This window comes from Phyllobacterium sp. 22552, assembly GCF_052044585.1.
Classification (GTDB): domain Bacteria; phylum Pseudomonadota; class Alphaproteobacteria; order Rhizobiales; family Rhizobiaceae; genus Phyllobacterium; species Phyllobacterium ifriqiyense.
The window spans coordinates 125,535-144,669 of the sequence record NZ_JBQENG010000002.1 but is presented as its reverse complement, the minus strand read 5'-3'; the positions used below and the strand labels follow the sequence as shown (position 1 = coordinate 144,669).

Genomic DNA, 19,135 nt, shown 5'->3' with positions numbered 1-19,135 from the left:
ACCTGCAAACATCATCTATAAAATGCCCGAGCGATGACCGCCGGGTCGCCCTTGCAATCGGTTAACGGGCCTGACGCTCGTTTCATTAACCGCTCAAAACACACCATCGTGCTGTCATCTCTTGAGTTCCTACGGAACCTTAAACAACGACAAAGGCGTCGGTATATCCGACGCCTTTAGAACATAATTCCGCTAAACCGCGGAACTGACTGATTTATTTGCGTAATCAGGCTGCCTTGGTGGCAACACCTTTTTCGCTAAAGAGGGATTGTAGTTCGCCAGCCTGAAACATTTCGCGGATAATATCACAGCCGCCAACAAACTCGCCCTTAACATAAAGTTGCGGGATGGTCGGCCAATTAGAATATTCCTTGATGCCCTGACGCAATTCGTCGGAGGTCAGTATATTCACGCCTTTATAATCCACGCCAACATAATCAAGTATCTGCACAACCTGACCGGAAAAGCCGCACTGGGGAAACCCTGGGGTGCCCTTCATGAACAGAACAACATCGTTGCTCTTCACTTCGTTATCGATAAATTCGCTAATACCGCTCATTTCGGCAAACCTTCCTACCAAACACGACGAATCGTCATCGCTGGTCAAAATTGAACTTTCCTAACAAATAGCGCTTCAATTCTGGCAAAACAAGGCTCGGTGTTCCCGAATTGGTTTATTCCGGTGCGCTGGTCTGCAGGGCGAGGGCATGCAGCACACCGCCCATATTGCCCTTCAATGCATCATAGACCATCTGGTGCTGCTGAACTCGTGACTTGCCCCGAAAGCTCTCAGCGACAACCTCAGCAGCATAGTGGTCTCCGTCACCCGCCAGATCGCGGATGGTAATCTTCGCATCGGGAATGGCGTCTTGAATCATTTTTTCGATATCACGCGCGTCCATTGCCATGTGTCGTTCTCCTCAGGCGGCCTGATCTTTTTGGTTCGCCGGACCGTTCATATAGTCAGGGAACCACGATTCGTGGGCATTTGTCAGGTCTGCTACTGATATGGAGACCAACTCTCCGATCGTCAATGCATTGCCCTCTACGACGCCAAGCTTGCGGAACGGAATGCCCGAGCCCTCAGCATTGAGCGTTACGAAGTTTGCCATATCGGCGGGCACGGCGATAATATACCGAGCCTGATCCTCACCAAAGAGCAGGGCATGCGGGGCATCTTCACCAACCGAAACGGATGCACCTTTGCCAGACGCCATGCACATTTCGGCCAGAGCGATGCCAAGTCCGCCATCCGATAAGTCATGGCAGGCAGTAACCTGGCCATTGCGTATTGCGGAGCGGACGAAATCGCCATTCCTCTTCTCGACTGCGAGATCGACATTGGGAGCCGGTCCATCTGAGCGACCATGAAGATCGCGCAAATAAATCGACTGCCCAAGATGGCTGCCGTCTGTGCCGATGAGGATCAAGATATTTCCGTTTGCCATGCCGCCTATCTTGGCAATCTTGGACCAATCAGGGATCAGTCCGACGCCAGCAATGGTCGGGGTTGGCAAAATGGCTTGTCCATTTGTTTCATTATAGAGTGAGACATTGCCCGAAACGATCGGGAAGGCGAGCGCACGGCAAGCGTCGCCTATGCCGCCAATAGCTTTAACCAACTGGCCCATGATCTCCGGTCGTTCCGGATTACCAAAATTGAGATTATCGGTGGCGGCGAGAGGTTCGGCGCCGACAGCTGTAAGATTGCGCCAGCATTCAGCGACAGCCTGCTTGCCGCCTTCATATGGATCAGCCTCGCAATAACGCGGCGTGACGTCTGATGAAAATGCGAGTGCTTTGGTAAGATGACCTTCGACGCGAACCACGCCTGCATCGCCACCCGGCAATTGTAGTGAGTTGCCTTGAATGAGCGTGTCATATTGCTCGTACACCCAGCGGCGCGATGACAAATCTGGCGAATTAAGCATCTGCAATAATGCTGCGTTATAATCTTCAACCTGTGGAACGTTTGAAGCTGGCAGCGGAGCGTGCTTGCCCGGTTCCATCCATGGGCGGTCATATTCCGGAGCCTGATCGCCGAGATCCTTGATGGGGAGGTTGGCAACTTCCTCGCCCTGATGAATGACGCGAAAGCGAAGGTCGTCGGTTGTATGCCCTACGATGGCGAAATCCAGTCCCCATTTCTTGAAAATGGCCTGGGCTTCTTCTTCTTTTTCCGGGCGCAAAACCATAAGCATGCGCTCCTGGCTTTCGGACAGCATCATCTCATAAGCGGTCATACGCTCTTCACGTACGGGAACTTTGTCCAGATTGAGTTCAATACCGAGGTTGCCCTTGGCGCCCATTTCAACAGCAGAGCAGGTCAAGCCCGCAGCGCCCATGTCCTGAATAGCGATAACAGCGCCCGAAGCCATCAATTCAAGTGACGCTTCCAGCAGACACTTTTCAGTAAAGGGGTCACCAACCTGAACGGTAGGGCGCTTCTCTTCGATTGACTCGTCAAATTCGGCAGAAGCCATCGTTGCGCCGCCAACGCCGTCGCGTCCGGTTTTTGCTCCGAGATAAACGACAGGAAGGCCAACACCCTTGGCTTCCGACAGGAAAATCGCATCGGTTTTGGCCAAACCGGCAGCAAAAGCGTTTACAAGAATATTGCCATTATAGCGCGCGTCGAAATTGACTTCGCCACCTACGGTCGGCACTCCGAAGGAATTGCCGTATCCGCCAACGCCTTCAACCACGCCCGATACAAGATGACGGGTCTTGGGATGTGCAGGTTCGCCGAAGCGCAATGCATTCATGGCAGCAATCGGGCGGGCACCCATGGTGAATACATCACGCAAGATACCGCCAACGCCTGTTGCAGCGCCTTGATAGGGTTCAATATAGGAGGGGTGGTTATGGCTTTCCATTTTGAAAACCACGCAATCGCCGTCACCAATGTCTACGACGCCAGCATTTTCGCCGGGACCTTGGATAACCTGGGGACCGGTCGTCGGCAATGTACGAAGCCATTTCTTGGACGACTTGTAGGAACAATGCTCGTTCCACATGGCGGAGAAAATACCAAGCTCGGTGAAGCTGGGCTCGCGTCCGATCAGATCGAGAATGCGTTGATATTCATCCGGCTTCAGCCCGTGCGAGGCGATTAGTTCCGGTGTGATCTGAACAGTGTTGGAAAGACCCATGAGCAATATCAGTTCCGTTGTGTGTTAAGCGGTTCTCTTAGAGCAATTTGCAATGGGAATACACCATGTTTGAGAGAAAAAAGAACAGGGAACCACTGAAAAATACCCGATCAAGCCTGGTACGTGACGCTGTGAGGGGCTGGCGGCGGTTTTCCGCCACCAGCCCTCAGTTTCAGCGATTGTCGAGTTCCGACCGGACCAGTTGCAGGCCCCGTCGCGTTACCCGATAAGGTCCACCGCCCGAAGAGGCTATGGCCTTTTTTTGCTTCAGTTTGCGAAACAGCCTTAAATTGCAGGCAGTATAGCGGGCACCATCGCGTGTAAGGCAGATGATATCCCGAATGGTTTTGTCCTCGTCCTTTTCAAGCAGAATTTTACCGCCTTGAGCGAGCAAGTGAAGAATGCGCTGTTCATCGCGCGAAATGTCCATTTGTTGAGTCCTGGAAAACGGGCAAATGCCCATGAGAACACATCCGCAGCCGGTTTGAATTGGCTCGGGGCTCCTGTTTTCATGCCCCTGACTTCAAAGAAGTCGGGGCTTTAGCGGGACTCAGACTGATTGAACATAAAAACTCCATCGTGGATGGCGTTTATATAATGGTGTGCAGAGTGGCTGTCAAAGAGTGCAACCTTGTTAGACAGCGTTCAGCTTCCCATAGGCCAGAATAAACGCAATTAACGATCCTGTGCTGGCAAAGGTGCGTACATGATTCCATGGCACCCACTCTGCAAAATAACGTGTCCACAGTGCCGTGCCTTCCGGACTCGCCGGTGAGATGGCTTGAAGCGCATCATTGAGTGGAACATTAAACACTACGGTAATAGCGATGACGCCGATCAGGTAAAGCAAACTACCTATGAGCAACCACCCAGAACCTGGCTGCGACCAAAACACGATGCTGGCAATGCCCAGCACAATACAAAGCAGGGCTGTACCGAAGAAGGCCATGCCAAATGTAGCATTTAGGATTGTCACGTTGATTGAATTCATTGCCGCAATGCCCTGTTCGGGCGGAAGTTTTGAAAATGCCGTCATGATGAAGCTGGAGAATGCGAAGAAAAGGCCAGCCATGATGCCGCTTCCCAAGGCAGCAAGCATCGTTAGAACGGGCAAAAGCATGATCATTATCTCTTCTCCCAAATTCCCGTCGCTATGATTGTGGTGGTACTGGTCGTTGAACGTTTCGAGCGTATAACTATATGCGGGGTGATGGAAGATACGAACATCCCGACCGAAAACGTCAGAATCACTTGCCTCATAAGCCGGATTGCACTAGCCAGTATTCAGATATTTTCAGCCAGGAACGACAGACCAGCATGACTCTTGTTGATACCCGCACGCCCGAACCCAAGCGTTTTGTCTCAGGTGCCACAGGCGATTGGGAAATCGTCATCGGTATGGAAGTCCATGCCCAGGTAACGTCTAATTCAAAGCTGTTTTCCGGTGCATCCACGACATTCGGTGCTGGCCCCAATGAGAACGTATCGCTGGTAGATGCTGCTATGCCCGGCATGCTTCCGGTCATCAATGAATGGTGTGTGCGCCAGGCTATTCGCACCGGTCTTGGCCTGAAAGCGCAAATCAACTTGAAATCCGTATTCGACCGTAAGAATTACTTTTATCCTGATTTGCCGCAAGGCTATCAGATTTCACAGTTCAAGCAGCCAATCGTCGGCGAAGGCACGATGATCATTTCAGTCGGTCCCGATAAGAAAGGCGAGTTTGAAGATATAGAAATCGGTATTGAGCGCCTGCATTTGGAACAGGATGCTGGCAAGTCGCTCCATGATCAGAACCCCACAATGTCTTATGTGGATCTAAACCGCTCTGGCGTTGCGTTGATGGAAATCGTATCCAAACCCGATATGCGCTCGTCGGACGAGGCCAAAGCCTATCTGACCAAGTTGCGTACTATCGTGCGATATCTGGGCACTTGCGATGGAAACATGGATGAAGGTTCCATGCGGGCCGACGTTAACGTTTCTGTCCGTAAGCCAGGCGGGGAATTTGGCACGCGCTGCGAGATCAAGAATGTGAATTCCATCCGCTTCGTCGGTCAAGCGATCGAATATGAGGCCCGCCGCCAGATAGCTATTCTCGAAGATGGCGGTTCCATCGATCAGGAAACTCGACTGTTTGATCCGTCCAAGGGCGAAACACGTTCGATGCGTTCGAAAGAAGAGGCGCATGATTATCGCTACTTCCCCGATCCAGATTTGCTGCCGCTCGAATTCACGCAGGCCTATGTTGACGAGTTGAAGGCTGATCTGCCGGAATTACCTGATGACAAGAAAGCGCGGCTGGTATCCAGTCTTGGGCTATCCGTTTACGACGCTTCTATTCTTGTTACTGAAAAGGCGATTGCCGATTATTATGAAGCGGTTGCCAAAGGTCGTGATGGCAAGTTATCAGCCAACTGGGTAATTAATGATCTTCTCGGAGCCTTGAACAAGGCAGGAAAAGGCATTGAAGAATCGCCAGTTTCACCGGATCAGCTCGGGGCGATAATTGACCTCATCAAGGAAGGCGTGATTTCCGGTAAGATTGCCAAGGATCTGTTCGAGATTATCTGGAACGAAGGCGGCGATCCAAGAGAAGTGGTCGAAAGCCGAGGCATGAAACAGGTCACGGATACCGGAGCCATAGAACGGGCCGTTGATGAAATCATCGCTGCAAATCCTGATAAGGTCGAACAGGCAAAGGCTAAGCCCAGCCTTGCAGGCTGGTTCGTCGGGCAGGTGATGAAATCGACGGGCGGCAAAGCCAACCCGCAGGTTCTCAGCGATCTAGTCAAAGCCAAGCTTGGGATAACAGAATAAATGTGGGTTCGCAGCGCAACCAAGGAAGATCTGAACGCTGTTCACGACTTGCTGGTCGAAACTTGGCATGCGACCTATGACGATGTCTACGGCGTTGAAAGGGTCAACGAGATCACATCTCGCTATCACTCGTTGGAGGCACTCAAAAAACAATTGGCCAAGCCTTACTCGGAATTCATTATTGCGGATGATGGCGCCGACATTCTCGGTATGGCCTATGCTTCGCAAAAAGATCACAAGCTTTCGATCCTGAATCAGCTTTATGTTCATCCCGAGCATCAGAAAAAAGGTGTCGGCTCTCTGTTGCTCGCCGAGGTTGAAAGTGCATTTCCCGGTGTATTCGCTTTACAGCTGGAAGTAATCGACAAGAATCGGAATGCTGTTGAGTTTTATGAGAGCAGAGGGTTTGAGAAAACCAGCACTAAGATCGATGATTGGGGCCAACCCAATTCGGGCATTTCGGTAATCGTTCTCGAAAAGTCTTTGACTGGGTATGAACTGGCGCCATGAACATCGAAAGTGATTTGAGCTTTCGGGAAGCAACGATTGAGGATTTGCCTGCGCTTGTTGCATTGTTTGCAGATGATGTTGTTGGCGGCCATAATGACACCACGGATATTTCCGCTCTTCCCATCTATGAGAGTGCCTTTGCTGCAATTCAAAATAGCCCGAATGATCTGATTTTTGTTGGAATCATGAGCGGTGAAATTGTTGCAACGGCACAAGTGACATTCGTAACGTCACTTGTTGGGCGTGGAAGCAAGCGCATGATCATCGAAGCGGTTCAAACCCGCGCCGATATGCGCGGCAAGGGCATTGGAGCGCTATTAATTACACATTGTCTTCAGATCGGGTGTCAACGGGGTGCTGCTTCAGCACAATTGACATCGAACAATCAGAGACAGGATGCCCACCGTTTTTATGAGCGGCTGGGTTTCAAGAAATCTCATGCGGGCTTCAAGTTGAATCTACAAGCAGGTCCAGCGTCAACTTGACCCTTGCTATCAGCCAATGATACGGCCATAAACCCGGTAACAAAATGACTTCGTTGCAAGCAGGATTGCCATGAAAAACCTCATCACACAGATCTTCACATGGTGGAACGGTCAGACTATCGGCACGCGTTTCTTTACATGGCGCAAGGGTACGAAGGTCGGTGAGGACCAGTTTGGCAACGTCTATTACGAAGGTACATTTGACTCAGAAGGACGTAAGCGCCGTTGGGTAATTTATAACGGATATGCGGAAGCCTCTGCTATTCCTGCCGGATGGCATGGATGGATGCATCACCGCGTTGCGACAGCGCCTTCTCAGGAAGATTACCAGCCACATCCGTGGGAAAAGAATCATCAGCAGAATTTGACGGGCTCTTCTGCGGCATACCGGCCAAAGGGTTCGATCGCCCATGGCGATAATCGACCGACTGTTACTGGCGATTACGATGCTTGGACACCAGGCAGCTAGGCTGATTTTTTGTCGCCACAATTAATCTTTATCGACGAGGGGGAAATGCCCCCTTTGTCGTCCCGCTAAACCGGAAGTGAAATGATCCGTCTGACCCAGTTCTTTCCCTTCTCTCAAATTGTCAGCGTACTGTTTGCGGGTATCGCCATGGTTGCGAGCTATCCTACTGTGGGGTTGGCTCAGGAAAAGATTGCTAACCCAATTGCCGTATTTTCCGGCCTCGACAAGATCACCGGGCGGATCACAACCTTTGATGTCTACATCAACGAGACAGTGCAGTTTGGCGCATTACAATTGACGCCCCGCGTTTGTTACACGCGTCCCGACACGGAAGCACCAAAAACTGACACCTTCGTGGAAGTGGATGAGATCACGCTAGACCGGAAAATTCGCAAGATTTTTTCTGGTTGGATGTTCGCGGATAGCCCGGGGCTGAACGCTGTCGAGCACCCGGTCTATGACGTCTGGCTAAAATCTTGTAAGCTAAAGTCGGACATACCCGCGCCCGACAAAAGCTAGATTCATTTCATGCTGTGTGCATTGGTTTCGCACAATTAACGATCCACGGTGTACCAAAGCGATCTGTAAACATTGCAAACTGCTGAGCCCATGATGTCTCACCAAGAGGCATCATCACGCCCTCTGCATCCTTTGAAAGATCTGCAAACAAACGTTTTGCTTCGTCAGGCGTGTCAACATTGATCGCGACCGTCATGCCTTGTGCTTTTTGGAAATAGGGCGGCGGTGCGTCCGATCCCATCAATACATTGTCGCCTATCGTCAATAAGGCGTGCATGACGTTCTTTGCCGATTCAGGTGGAAAGTCTCCGCCCTCCGGCATTTCATCATAGCGGATAATCGCTTCTATCTTACCGCCCAGAACGCTTTCATAAAACTTGAAAGCCTCTTCGCATTTTCCATCGAAATTGAGATAAGCATTGATTTTCATCAGAGTTCTCCTGTTGGGTTCATTCCCGGTCAAAGGACGAATGAGAAACTATAAATCTTACTCCGTGACGAAAATAATTTTAGGTCAAAACTCAGCAGGCTGGGTGAGCGCATTCTCCAGCATCTTCTGGTACTGGCGGCGGGGTACCTCAACAGCGCCAAACGTCTCAAGATGATCGGTGGTAAACTGTGTATCCAGCAGCGTGAAGTTCTTTTCGATCAAATGGCTAACCAGATGAACGAGACAGACCTTTGAAGCATCACGCTCTCGTGAAAACATGCTTTCGCCAAAGAAGGCAGAACCAAGAGATATTCCGTAAAGTCCACCCACGAGCCGGCCATCGCGCCAGGCTTCGACCGTATGACAATAGCCAAGCTTGAACAGCTTGCCATAGGCTTCGCGAATTGGCTGGTTTATCCACGTGCGAGCACGCTCGCCGCTACCACTTGCGCAACCATCGATTACGCCGGCGAAATCCGTATCATAGCGAATATCAAAAAGTGCCTTACGCACCGTTTTGCGCAGACTACGTGAGACGTGGAAGTTTTCAAACGGGATAATACCGCGCTTTTCAGGGCGAACCCAGAAGATTTCCGGATTGTCCGCCTCTTCTGCCATAGGAAAGACCCCGGTTGCATATGCACGAAGCAGCAATTCGGGGTCCAGTATCAATGATTTTTCCGGGTTGTTACCCGCCATGCTTACGCCTTGAATTATTCTTCGGCCGTAACTGGAGCATCACCAGCCAAATATTTTTCAAGCCAATGAATATCATAGTCGCCATTGGCAATGTCAGGGTTGTTAATCAAATCCTGAAAAAGGGGCAGGGTTGTCTTAACCCCATCGACGACAAATTCATCGAGCGCACGGCGTAGACGCATCATACATTCGACGCGATTGCGGCCGTGCACGATTAGCTTGCCAATGAGGCTGTCATAATATGGCGGGATTTTATAACCCGTATAGACACCCGAATCGACGCGGATACCAAGCCCGCCCGGCGTGTGCCAATGCGTGATCTTGCCTGGAGACGGCGTGAACGTCCGAGGATCTTCTGCGTTGATCCGGCATTCAATCGCATGGCCAGAAAAACGGATATCTTCCTGCTTGACTGAAAGGCCGCCGCCAGAGGCAACACGTATCTGCTCGTGAACAAGATCAATGCCGGTTATGGCTTCGGTCACTGGATGCTCAACCTGAAGGCGTGTGTTCATTTCGATGAAATAGAACTCGCCATTCTCATAAAGAAACTCGATCGTACCCGCACCGCGATAGCCCATATCGGCCATGGCATTGGCGCAGATCATACCGATCTTTTCGCGTGCATCGGAATTCAGGGCAGGAGAGTTTGCTTCTTCCCATACCTTCTGGTGGCGGCGCTGTAGCGAACAGTCACGTTCACCGAGATGCACGGCATTACCGAAGCCGTCGCCCATGATCTGAACTTCGATGTGGCGTGGCTTCTGTAGGTATTTTTCAATATAGACCGCATCATCGCCAAAAGCTGCGCCAGCTTCAGAACGTGCAGTCGACAGAGCAACTGAAAGCTCGTCCTCGTTGAGCGCGACCTTCATGCCGCGACCACCGCCACCAGCCGAAGCTTTGATGATGACCGGATAACCGATCTCGGCGCAAATACGCGCTGCTTCAGCGTCATCCGTCACGCCGCCATCAGAGCCAGGGACGACGGGAATACCAAGACGTTTTGCAGTCCGCTTGGCTTCGATTTTATCGCCCATGATACGGATATGAGCTGCGGTCGGTCCAATGAAGGTAATGTTATGCGCTTCAAGAATTTCTGCGAACTTTGCATTCTCCGAAAGAAAGCCATAACCGGGATGGATTGCATCTGCCCCGGTGATTTCGCATGCAGCAACGATCTGATGGATATTCAGGTAGCTATCACGTGAAGGCGGCGGTCCAATACAGACGCTTTCGTCGGCGAGCCGTACATGCATGGCATCTGCGTCGGCGGTGGAATGGACGGCAACCGTTTGAATGCCAAGCTCTTTACATGCGCGAAGCACGCGCAGGGCAATTTCACCGCGATTGGCTATGAGTATTTTCTGAAACATTGCGCTCTCGATCTAATAACGGTTCCGTCTATTCGATAACGACCAGAAACTCGCCATACTCAACCGGTTGGCTGTCTGAAACGAGGATCGAGGTAACCGTGCCAGCGCGAGGTGAGGCGATCTGGTTCATCGTCTTCATGGCTTCGATGATCAGGAGTGTCTGACCTTCCTTGACCTGAGTGCCAACCTCGATAAATGCGCGAGCGCCAGGGGCAGGAGACAAATACACTGTGCCAACCATGGGCGAAGGAACCGCATTCTTCGATGGGTCACTGGCTGGAGTAGCAGGCGCAGCCACGGAAGCCGGGGGCGCAACCGCCGCCGGTGCCTGAGCCTGTGCGTAAACAGGAGCACTCGCCTGCATCGTTATTTGCCGCGATACGCGAATGCGAAGATCGCCCTGTTCAATTTCGATATCTGTAAGGTCTGTCTCGTTCAGGATTTCCGCAAGATCGCGGATCATGACCTTATCGATCCCGTTGGTTTTGGTAGCCATGCTTGTTCAAGCCCCTTATTACTGTTTGGCGAATGCCGATTACTGCGGCGCCAGCTTGATGAGTGCGCGTAAACCCATGACATAGCCATCAACTCCAAAGCCACATAGCACCCCTTTGGCCAAAGAGGAAACGTAAGAGTGATGGCGGAATGACTCGCGCGCGTGAATGTTTGAAATATGAACTTCCACTAGGGTAACACCAGCAGCACGAATAGCATCATGCAGCGCAATGGAAGTATGCGTGTAGGCCGCGGGATTTATCAGCACCAGAGCACGGCGCTCTCCCGCTTCCTGAATCCAGTTTACCAGATCACCTTCATGATTGGATTGGCGAAACTCGATGTCCACACCGAGAACCTCGCCCTCAGCTCGGCACATCGCTTCGATATCGCTCAATGTCGTTGCACCATAAATCCCGGGTTCACGCTTTCCCAGCATGTTGAGATTTGGGCCGTTGAGGATGAAGACTTGCTGTTTCATGTTTACCGGGCAGGTTAAAGGTTCTGGTCCCATATAGACGGCTTACGGCCACGCGGAAAGCCTGCAAATACGCCTTATTGCTTGTCCACAATTCGTTTTGGCAAGAAGCAACAATTATTTGTTGCGAATGTGGCTGATTTTCTCCGCCAATGCGTCTGCTCCCAGTGCCCCGGGGACAACTTCATTGCCTATAATATAAGAGGGCGTGCCGGTAATGCTCAGGCTTTGCGCCAATTCGAAATTGGTGCGGAAAGCATTGGCAATCTCGGGCTGCTTCATTGTTTCGCGCATCTTGGCCTCATCGGCTCCCAGTTTAACGGCGATTGCCATCGCAGATTCTTCTGTCGCGCGCCCCTCCGCGCCAAGAAGGTCTCGGTGAAATTCAAGATATTTTTCAGGCATCAGAGTTTTAAAAGACTTCGCAACAAGATGAGCGCGTGTGGAATCCGGACCAAGAATTGGAAACTCTTTCATGACAAATCGGAGATTGGGATCGCTTTTAAGGAGCGCGTCCATATCTGGCAGGGCCTTTTTGCAGTAGCCGCAATTATAATCGAAAAACTCCACTATCGTAACGTCGCCCTTCGGATTTCCGAAAACAGCATCCATCGGCGATTGAAAAATCTTGTTGTTATTTTCACTTATTATTTCTGTAGAAGCTGCCTGCTGAGCCGCTTCCTGTTTTTCATTAAGTGCTGTTTGAACTTCGATCATAACCTCCGGGTTGTTGATCAGATAGTTCCTGACAATACCCTCAACCTCGGCGCGGTCGATTGCGGGCGCTGCGATAGCTACTGGTTCAGGCGCAGCAAGCGCGATTTCCGAGCGGCCCGCTTGATAACCCAATACCAAAGCGCCGATACCAATAAGCCCGGCGGCAATGCCGATGAGTGGGGCTTTTGTCATGTTATTCGTCCTTTTCATTCCGTAGGCAGATTGCCTGCCCTTGGCAGATCACTTGCTCTTACCGCGCTTGGCATTGATTATGTCTTGCGCTTGTATCCACTCGGGCGAGCCCTTTTGCAAGGCGCGTTGGGCGCGGATCGCAAAGATTTGAGCGTCTTGAATTTTCCCGGAATAGTATTTTTCCTCAGCGCTCGCTAAATCGGAACGTGCCGCATCCCCAAGCTGTCCATAAGCTTGCGCCAGATAAGCATAGCCTGTGGGTGATTCGCGGTCGCGGCCAATACTTGCCTTCAACTCGCTCACCGCGATTTTCAAATTATCGGGCTTCCCGGTAAGCATCAATGTTCGCCCGTAATTCATCCTGATCAGACTCGACTTTCTCGGATCCAGGTCGCTCGCCCTCTGGAAAGCTTTCGCAGCTTGATCAAGCTTGCTCTGTTTCAATAATATTTCGCCGCGAATTTCTTCGAAATAGGGGTTTTTGGGTTGCTGTTTAATCAACGCATTGATCTTGCTGAGCGCCGACTCTGTAGAGCCATTTAGAAAAGTCGCAATTGCGTCTCCGTAACGCGCGCCAATATTGGTTGGGTCTTTGCGGAATGTTTGAAGGACTCTGGCTCCTCCGGCGGTATAGGCGGCAATTTTGCCCCGCATAAGATCATGCCGCTGTTGCAGCGCCGGGCTGTCCTTCTTATCGAAATTCGGACTTCCCCGCGCCAATGTCTCTAGATTGGCAATGCGTTCACGCGGCATGGGATGGCTGATACGGTATGGATCAACCCGCGTTCCCGTAAGGGACAACGCATTCGAGAAACGTTCGAATGTCGTCAACATGCCTTTGGCAGACTGACCAGTATTTGCCAGATAGGTAATCGCGGAACGATCAGCGGCCATTTCTTCAGTACGCTGATAGTTTAGAAGATTGCGCATTGCAGCTTCGGGAGCACCCATGGCAATACCACCGCCAGCCTGAGCCAAACCACTTTGCTTGCTGGCAGCACCGGCAATTGCAGCCCCAATGCCTAATAACCCGGCAACAACGGCCATTGTCTTTGCTGCTGCAAGCTGTTCGCGCAGTTTGAACTGATGACCTCCGGCCAGATGACCTGTCTCGTGGGCCAATACACCGATGATTTCATTGGGTGTTTCGGCTTCAAGAAGCGCACCGGTATTGATAAATATGCGTCGGCCATCGACAAACGCGTTAAAGCTGGGACTATTGACCAGAACGATTTTAATCGACTGTTTGCCGAGGCCAGCCGTCTTGATAATCGGTGCGGCATAGTCTGTGACCAGTGCCTCGATTTCAGCGTCGCGAACAATGGGTACAGAGGATGACTGGGCGAATGCATTGCCAGTCTGAATTATACCAACCACACTGGCTGTGACGACGGCAACGGCTCCGCGCATAAAACTCGCGATGGACCCAAACAAAACTGTCTTTTGTAATACGATCATATCTATTCGTACCCAAATCAATCTTTGAAAGAAAGAGCACTCTCAAAAGCTCCTTGAAATGTGAAAACTAGGTTTATTTAGGTAAAGTTTGATTTTTTTTATGAAATATTTGCCAAAAAGAAAAACCGGCTATTTGCCGGTTTCTCTTCATTCTAAGAATTTTTTGGGTTTCTAAAAGAAGCCTTTCTTTTGCCACCAGCCTTTTTTGGGAGCTGGTTCGTTATCAGCATTCTTATCTTTTCCAGTAGAAGTGACGACAGGCGTGCTGTCCTCAACTTTTTTGGGTGCAGGTGCAGCCTCAACTGCGGGTTCGGGTGTCGGCTCGATCTTCGGCTCCGGCGCTGCGGCAATAGGTTCCGTAACAACAGCATCGTCGACAACAGTGGTCTCAGCCTTTTTTCTAGGTTTGCGTGGCGCACGCTTCGGCTTCGCCGGAGTCTCTGCATCCGCTTCGTTTGCAGGCACTTCAGAAGTAACAGTCTCAACCTTTTCAGGGCTCGCTTTGGCACGCGAACGACGCTTGGTGGGTGCTTTTACCGGCGTTTCTTCAGCAGCAATTGCTTCAGCGGCCACCGTTTCCGAGTTTTCGGGGGCAACTACCGGCGCTTCTGCGATCACAACAGAAACATCCGCAAGCTTGGCTTTGGAGAAATCTGGAAGAGGGATCGAGACAAAAACAGGTTCGGCGTCCGGCACCGCATTTACAAGGGGACGATTTACATTGTCACCCTCATCAAAGCGCTTGTTCTTGCGCCCGCCGCGACGTCCACGACGACGTTTCTTGCGACGCTCATTTTCTTCTTCACGGGCTGCTGCCTGAGCAGCGTTTTCACCCTCTACAGGTGGCTGCTCGGCATCATCGGAGTCGTCTTCGCCGATTGGCTGATCACTTTGTTCAGAACCGCCGTTTTCGTGGCGATCACGACCGCCGCGCCGCCGCCGCTTACGCTTACGCTTACGCGATGCATCATCGTCTGAACGCGAAGTTTCAGTCGAAACGGTTTCGGTTTCGTCGTCAACTTCTTCGATGACCGGGTCACTCTCATCAAAATCTTCAGCGATATTAAGTGCCTGCGTTTCCGAGAGGGGTACAATTGGACCGACCGCCAAGGAACCCTTGTCGATGGCGAAATGCTGGGCACCGACGCTATCATCGGCCTCAATACTGATAGTCAAACCAAAGCGAGCTTCAAGATCTGCAAGATTTTGACGCTTCTGATTCAATACATAAAGTGCCGTTGCAACTGTTGTGCGGACAATGATGTTGTTCTGCGAATGACGCAGCAAGTATTCCTCAATTGAACGCATAACATGTAACGCTATTGATGAAGCGGAACGAACATGGCCCGTGCCACCACACATGGCGCAAACCTGTGTCGTGCTTTCCAGAACACTGGCGCGGATGCGCTGGCGAGACATTTCGAGCAATCCGAAATGCGAGATCCGTCCAACCTGGATGCGGGCGCGATCATCTTTAAGACAATCCTTCATCCGCTTTTCAACCGCACGATTATTGCGGTTTTCTTCCATATCGATGAAGTCGATAACGATGAGGCCGGCGAGATCGCGCAGACGCAATTGGCGCGCTATTTCATCTGCTGCTTCAAGATTTGTCTGGAGCGCTGTGTCTTCAATTGAATGTTCTCGGGTCGAGCGACCGGAATTGACATCAATCGCGACCAGAGCTTCCGTCTGATTGATGATAATATAGCCACCCGATTTCAGCGTAACTTGCGGCTGCAGCATGCGGTCGAGTTGCGCCTCAATCCCATTGCGGGCAAAGATTGGCGTCATGTCACGATAAGGCTGCACAACCTTTGCATGGCTCGGCATAAGCATGCGCATGAAATCCTTGGCTTCGCGATAGCCATTCTCGCCAGCCACCTGAATCTCGGTGATGTCTTTATTGTAAAGATCCCGGATTGAGCGCTTAATCAAGCTGCCTTCCTCGTAAACGAGGGTAGGTGCACTGGATGCTAAAGTAAGACTGCGCACATTTTCCCAAAGGCGCATCAAATATTCATAATCGCGTTTGACTTCAGGCTTCGTGCGCATGGCGCCCGCAGTGCGTAGGATAACACCCATACCTTTCGGTACTTCAAGATCCTTGACTATATCCTTGAGGCGCTTGCGGTCCTGAATGCTGGTAATCTTGCGTGAAATACCACCGCCGCGGGCAGTATTTGGCATAAGCACAGAATAGCGCCCGGCTAGAGATAGATAGGTTGTAAGGGCAGCACCCTTGTTGCCGCGCTCCTCCTTAACGACCTGAACCAGCAATATCTGACGACGCTTGATAACGTCCTGAATATTATACTGACGGCGCTGAAAGCGCTGATGCGTTGGAACCTCTTCCATGGCATCTTCGGCTCCAACGGACTCGACTTCGTCGAGCTCATCATGTGCTTCCTCTTTATCGTCGTTCGAACGGTGGCGTGAACGCCTGGAGCGTGTTTGACCACCTTCCGATTCCACGATCTTGTCGTCATCGTGGGACACGTCATCCAAATCAGACTGGATTGCCTCTGAAATAACGTCCGTCTCAATGGCTGCAGCCATGGTCTGACCGTTGCCGTCATCAGATGAATCACTATCTTCCAGATCGACGTGGGGCTGTTCAGATGTTTCAGAAACATCGCTGACTTCACCGGCCACAGTGTTATCATCCGAATCGCCGGACTCTAGTTTTGCAGCATCGTCGCCCTGACGCGAACCGCGGCGTCCGCGCCGCCGATTACGCGAGCCACGATCATTACGATCACGTGTGCGTTGTTCGCTGGCGTTTTCGTCATGATCTTCATCTTGGCTGGCTGCTTCCGCTTCCGCTTCGATTAAAGCCTGACGATCTGCAACCGGGATCTGATAGTAATCCGGGTGAATTTCGCTAAAGGCCAGGAAACCATGGCGGTTGCCGCCATATTCCACAAAAGCTGCCTGAAGAGACGGCTCTACGCGCGTTACTCGCGCAAGATAAATATTACCTTTGATTTGTTTCTTGTGTTCTGATTCGAAATCAAATTCTTCAATTCGATTGCCGCGAACCACGACAACGCGTGTTTCCTCCTGGTGGGAGGCGTCGATTAGCATTTTGTCCGACATTATATCTGTTCTCCCCGGCTAAAACGCTGGCAACCCTCAACAGCCAGGATGCCCGTGGGGCTCCTGGCGCGGGGAGTTCACATTTGCCGGATTTATTAAAGTTCGCAGGAACAGACAAAACTGGCGTCGCGCGAAGCTGCCCTGAGGCAACCGCGGCTTGCAAGCCGGTTATGATACTGTCTGTTACAAACATTCCTGTTCCTGACGAAACGACCTCATGAATGGCACGCTTTTCACGCTGTGCCGACCCGTTACTGCGTCGTGCGTCCTTAAACGCACTAAGGACGCAGTAACAAACTTAAGATTCTGCATGATTCAAAAATCGTAGATTTCTGAATCATGCGGTAACACCCTTGATAGGGCTGGCGTGATGCGCCTTGTCCGGGCGATCTGCCGTTCACAAAAAGCGCTACAGACATTCCCTGTCCGCTCGCGCCAAATTCTTTTTCGGTTAGCCACAGCGAAATCGCTCTCGCCACTCCAGATCATGTACTTTTGTCATCCGGTCTTAGCCGTGACATTAAAGTTCCTGATTCCAAGGGGCATGAAACTAACCCACCTTTGCTTTTAGGAGGTGTGCTGCATTATGACAAGGGCTTCTTCATAATCGTGTCATTCTAGTGTCTTTCTTGTTTAAACAGGATCGTTCTTTGGAAGAGAATTTGGACCGAATGTTCGGTTTAGCTTCGCACCATGGACGGTCGTCTGTCTTGCCATCCGCGAGTTGGAACTGATCCTGTTTAAATTCTATTTGAACAAAGAAGGATTCAATGTGCGGGATGCGGCCCATAAGACAATATTAACCATAGCTCTCTACCTAATATTGTAGGATATGGCCCCTGCGGGGTGCAGGCACCTGCCTGATCTGATACAGAAGAGGCGCCCGCGGGGATATTCGCCCCAGTTGGTCTCGATCGGTAAAGAGATGAATGTGATCTGTCGGATAGTTGTAGCCGCATTTGCAGGCTTACTCATTTTTATATCGGTGACTGGAAGTTCTTATGCGTCCGATGGATTGGCTGCTCTGACCTACCAGGCGGCTGGTGATGAGTTGCGCACACGCGTTGTTATCAATTTTGACCGTGAACCCGATATCTCAACCATGTTGCTTGACCATCCGCACAGGCTTGTCGTGGACATGCCAAAGACCGTTTTTGCCTTCGATAAAAAATCCGTTGAATCACGGGGGCTTGTAGATGATGTGCGTTATGGAATGCTCGATTCGGAGCGTTCCAGGCTCATTTTTTCCCTCAAGGGTCCCTTCGCCGTAGAGCGTATTGATGTCATCAAGAACGACAATAGTCCTGGCTACCGGCTGGTTGCCGATCTCGTCGCGTCTTCAGATAGAAAATTTGCTGAAGATCTGAGAACACAGAACGCTACCACCGCGTCTACTGAAAGCACCCCAACGCGGGATAGGGTCGTCGCTGCTACGCCGGACGAAACGAACAAAACTGCCAAGCCTTTTACCGTGGTCATTGATCCGGGGCATGGCGGCATCGATAGTGGCGCGGAAAGCGCGGGCGGCATCATGGAAAAGAATGTTACGCTGATGTTTGCCCAGCAATTGCGCGACGAGCTTGCAAAAATACCCGGTATGCGCATCGAAATGACCAGAACGGACGATACATTCCTGCGGCTTACCGAGAGGGTTCGTGTTGCGCGCCAATATGAGGCGGATCTGTTTATTTCGCTGCATGCGGATACGATCAATCGGAGCAATATTCGCGGTGCCACGGTTTATACTGTTTCCGACAAGGCTTCTGACGCCGAATCGCGCGCTATGGCGGATCGAGAAAATCGAGCCGATGCAGTGGCAGGTATTACATTTGACGGTGAGGCGCCGGAGATTGCCGATATCCTTATGGATCTGACGCGGCGTGAAACCCATAATTTTTCACTGAGGTTTGCCAAAAACGTGGTGGATTCGCTCAGAAAAGAAGTGAACATGATCAATAATCCGCACAGATTTGCAGGATTTCAGGTCTTGCGCGCCCCCGATGTGCCTTCCGTGCTGGTTGAAATCGGCTACTTGTCGAACGCTGAAGATGAAAAACTTATGCTTGATCCGGCATGGCGCGCCCATGTAGCAACTAGACTTGCAACGGCAGTCGCTGCATTTTCCGGATTAAAGACTGCTGGCGCGCAGAATTAGGCCGTGTGAGTTCATCCATGCGTGCGTTGCCGAAACTCCACAATTAGTATTTAAATTGTGAACGCAGATGGGTTGTCCTTG

General features: G+C 51.2%; 19 protein-coding genes. 6 read left to right on the top strand and 13 right to left on the bottom strand.

Annotation, left to right across the window (positions count from 1 at the left end):
• Positions 1-226: 226 nt before the first annotated feature.
• From grxD to ACTJI9_RS04765, 5 genes are all read right to left on the bottom strand, one after another.
• Positions 227-559 carry a Grx4 family monothiol glutaredoxin gene (gene grxD / locus ACTJI9_RS04785; protein WP_115051668.1) on the bottom strand — a complete coding sequence of 111 codons (333 nt, stop codon included), beginning with the start codon at positions 557-559 and terminating at the stop codon, positions 227-229.
• 115 nt (positions 560-674) lie between these two features.
• The gene (locus ACTJI9_RS04780) at positions 675-908 is read right to left on the bottom strand and encodes a BolA/IbaG family iron-sulfur metabolism protein (RefSeq protein WP_008120822.1); all 234 of its coding nucleotides are present in this window, start codon (positions 906-908) and stop codon (positions 675-677) included.
• A 12-nt stretch (positions 909-920) separates the two neighbouring features.
• Positions 921-3,152 (bottom strand): phosphoribosylformylglycinamidine synthase subunit PurL, encoded by a 2,232-nt coding sequence (purL, locus tag ACTJI9_RS04775; protein ID WP_440806373.1) that lies wholly within the window; start codon positions 3,150-3,152, stop codon positions 921-923.
• A gap of 172 nt (positions 3,153-3,324) precedes the next feature.
• Positions 3,325-3,582 (bottom strand): YjhX family toxin, encoded by a 258-nt coding sequence (locus ACTJI9_RS04770; protein ID WP_115051666.1) that lies wholly within the window; start codon positions 3,580-3,582, stop codon positions 3,325-3,327.
• Positions 3,583-3,786: 204 nt separating this feature from the next.
• Positions 3,787-4,278 (bottom strand): anthrone oxygenase family protein, encoded by a 492-nt coding sequence (locus ACTJI9_RS04765; RefSeq protein ID WP_440806371.1) that lies wholly within the window; start codon positions 4,276-4,278, stop codon positions 3,787-3,789.
• Positions 4,279-4,469: 191 nt separating this feature from the next.
• Between ACTJI9_RS04765 and gatB the strand changes: the two genes are divergently transcribed.
• The 5 genes from gatB (at position 4,470) to ACTJI9_RS04740 (ending at position 7,955) form a co-directional block, all read left to right on the top strand.
• Positions 4,470-5,972, top strand: a complete 1,503-nt coding sequence (gene gatB / locus ACTJI9_RS04760) for an Asp-tRNA(Asn)/Glu-tRNA(Gln) amidotransferase subunit GatB (protein WP_115051664.1) — start codon at positions 4,470-4,472, stop codon at positions 5,970-5,972.
• A complete protein-coding gene (locus ACTJI9_RS04755; protein WP_115051663.1) occupies positions 5,973-6,482 on the top strand; it encodes a GNAT family N-acetyltransferase in 510 nt (169 codons plus the stop codon). It begins immediately after the preceding gene.
• Positions 6,479-6,967, top strand: coding sequence for an N-acetyltransferase family protein (locus ACTJI9_RS04750; RefSeq protein ID WP_440806369.1), 489 nt, complete (start codon positions 6,479-6,481; stop codon positions 6,965-6,967). Before ACTJI9_RS04755 ends, ACTJI9_RS04750 begins: the two co-directional genes overlap by 4 nt.
• Before the next feature lie 70 nt (positions 6,968-7,037).
• A complete protein-coding gene (locus tag ACTJI9_RS04745; protein WP_337353865.1) occupies positions 7,038-7,436 on the top strand; it encodes an NADH:ubiquinone oxidoreductase subunit NDUFA12 in 399 nt (132 codons plus the stop codon).
• A 147-nt stretch (positions 7,437-7,583) separates the two neighbouring features.
• On the top strand, positions 7,584-7,955 hold the full coding sequence (locus ACTJI9_RS04740) for a DUF2155 domain-containing protein (protein ID WP_307286496.1): 372 nt from the start codon (positions 7,584-7,586) through the stop codon (positions 7,953-7,955).
• A 7-nt stretch (positions 7,956-7,962) separates the two neighbouring features.
• On the opposite strand, the gene ACTJI9_RS04735 is transcribed toward ACTJI9_RS04740, so the two are convergent.
• From ACTJI9_RS04735 to ACTJI9_RS04700, 8 genes are all read right to left on the bottom strand, one after another.
• On the bottom strand, positions 7,963-8,385 hold the full coding sequence (locus ACTJI9_RS04735; protein WP_115051659.1) for a VOC family protein: 423 nt from the start codon (positions 8,383-8,385) through the stop codon (positions 7,963-7,965).
• Between the two features lie 84 nt (positions 8,386-8,469).
• Positions 8,470-9,084, bottom strand: a complete 615-nt coding sequence (gene aat, locus ACTJI9_RS04730; RefSeq protein ID WP_307284371.1) for a leucyl/phenylalanyl-tRNA--protein transferase — start codon at positions 9,082-9,084, stop codon at positions 8,470-8,472.
• Between the two features lie 14 nt (positions 9,085-9,098).
• Positions 9,099-10,460 carry an acetyl-CoA carboxylase biotin carboxylase subunit gene (gene accC / locus ACTJI9_RS04725; RefSeq protein WP_115051658.1) on the bottom strand — a complete coding sequence of 454 codons (1,362 nt, stop codon included), beginning with the start codon at positions 10,458-10,460 and terminating at the stop codon, positions 9,099-9,101.
• Positions 10,461-10,488: 28 nt separating this feature from the next.
• Complete coding sequence (gene accB / locus ACTJI9_RS04720; protein ID WP_115051657.1) at positions 10,489-10,956, bottom strand: acetyl-CoA carboxylase biotin carboxyl carrier protein; 468 nt, start codon at positions 10,954-10,956, stop codon at positions 10,489-10,491.
• Between the two features lie 39 nt (positions 10,957-10,995).
• The gene (aroQ, locus tag ACTJI9_RS04715) at positions 10,996-11,436 is read right to left on the bottom strand and encodes a type II 3-dehydroquinate dehydratase (RefSeq protein WP_115051656.1); all 441 of its coding nucleotides are present in this window, start codon (positions 11,434-11,436) and stop codon (positions 10,996-10,998) included.
• Between the two features lie 114 nt (positions 11,437-11,550).
• Positions 11,551-12,342, bottom strand: coding sequence for a DsbA family protein (locus ACTJI9_RS04710; RefSeq protein WP_115052176.1), 792 nt, complete (start codon positions 12,340-12,342; stop codon positions 11,551-11,553).
• A gap of 48 nt (positions 12,343-12,390) precedes the next feature.
• Positions 12,391-13,800, bottom strand: a complete 1,410-nt coding sequence (locus ACTJI9_RS04705) for a M48 family metalloprotease (RefSeq protein WP_307284380.1) — start codon at positions 13,798-13,800, stop codon at positions 12,391-12,393.
• Positions 13,801-13,971: 171 nt separating this feature from the next.
• Positions 13,972-16,899, bottom strand: coding sequence for an Rne/Rng family ribonuclease (locus ACTJI9_RS04700; RefSeq protein ID WP_440806364.1), 2,928 nt, complete (start codon positions 16,897-16,899; stop codon positions 13,972-13,974).
• 925 nt (positions 16,900-17,824) lie between these two features.
• Here ACTJI9_RS04700 and ACTJI9_RS04695 point away from each other — a divergent pair.
• Positions 17,825-19,054, top strand: coding sequence for an N-acetylmuramoyl-L-alanine amidase (locus tag ACTJI9_RS04695; RefSeq protein WP_440806361.1), 1,230 nt, complete (start codon positions 17,825-17,827; stop codon positions 19,052-19,054).
• Positions 19,055-19,135: the final 81 nt, after the last annotated feature.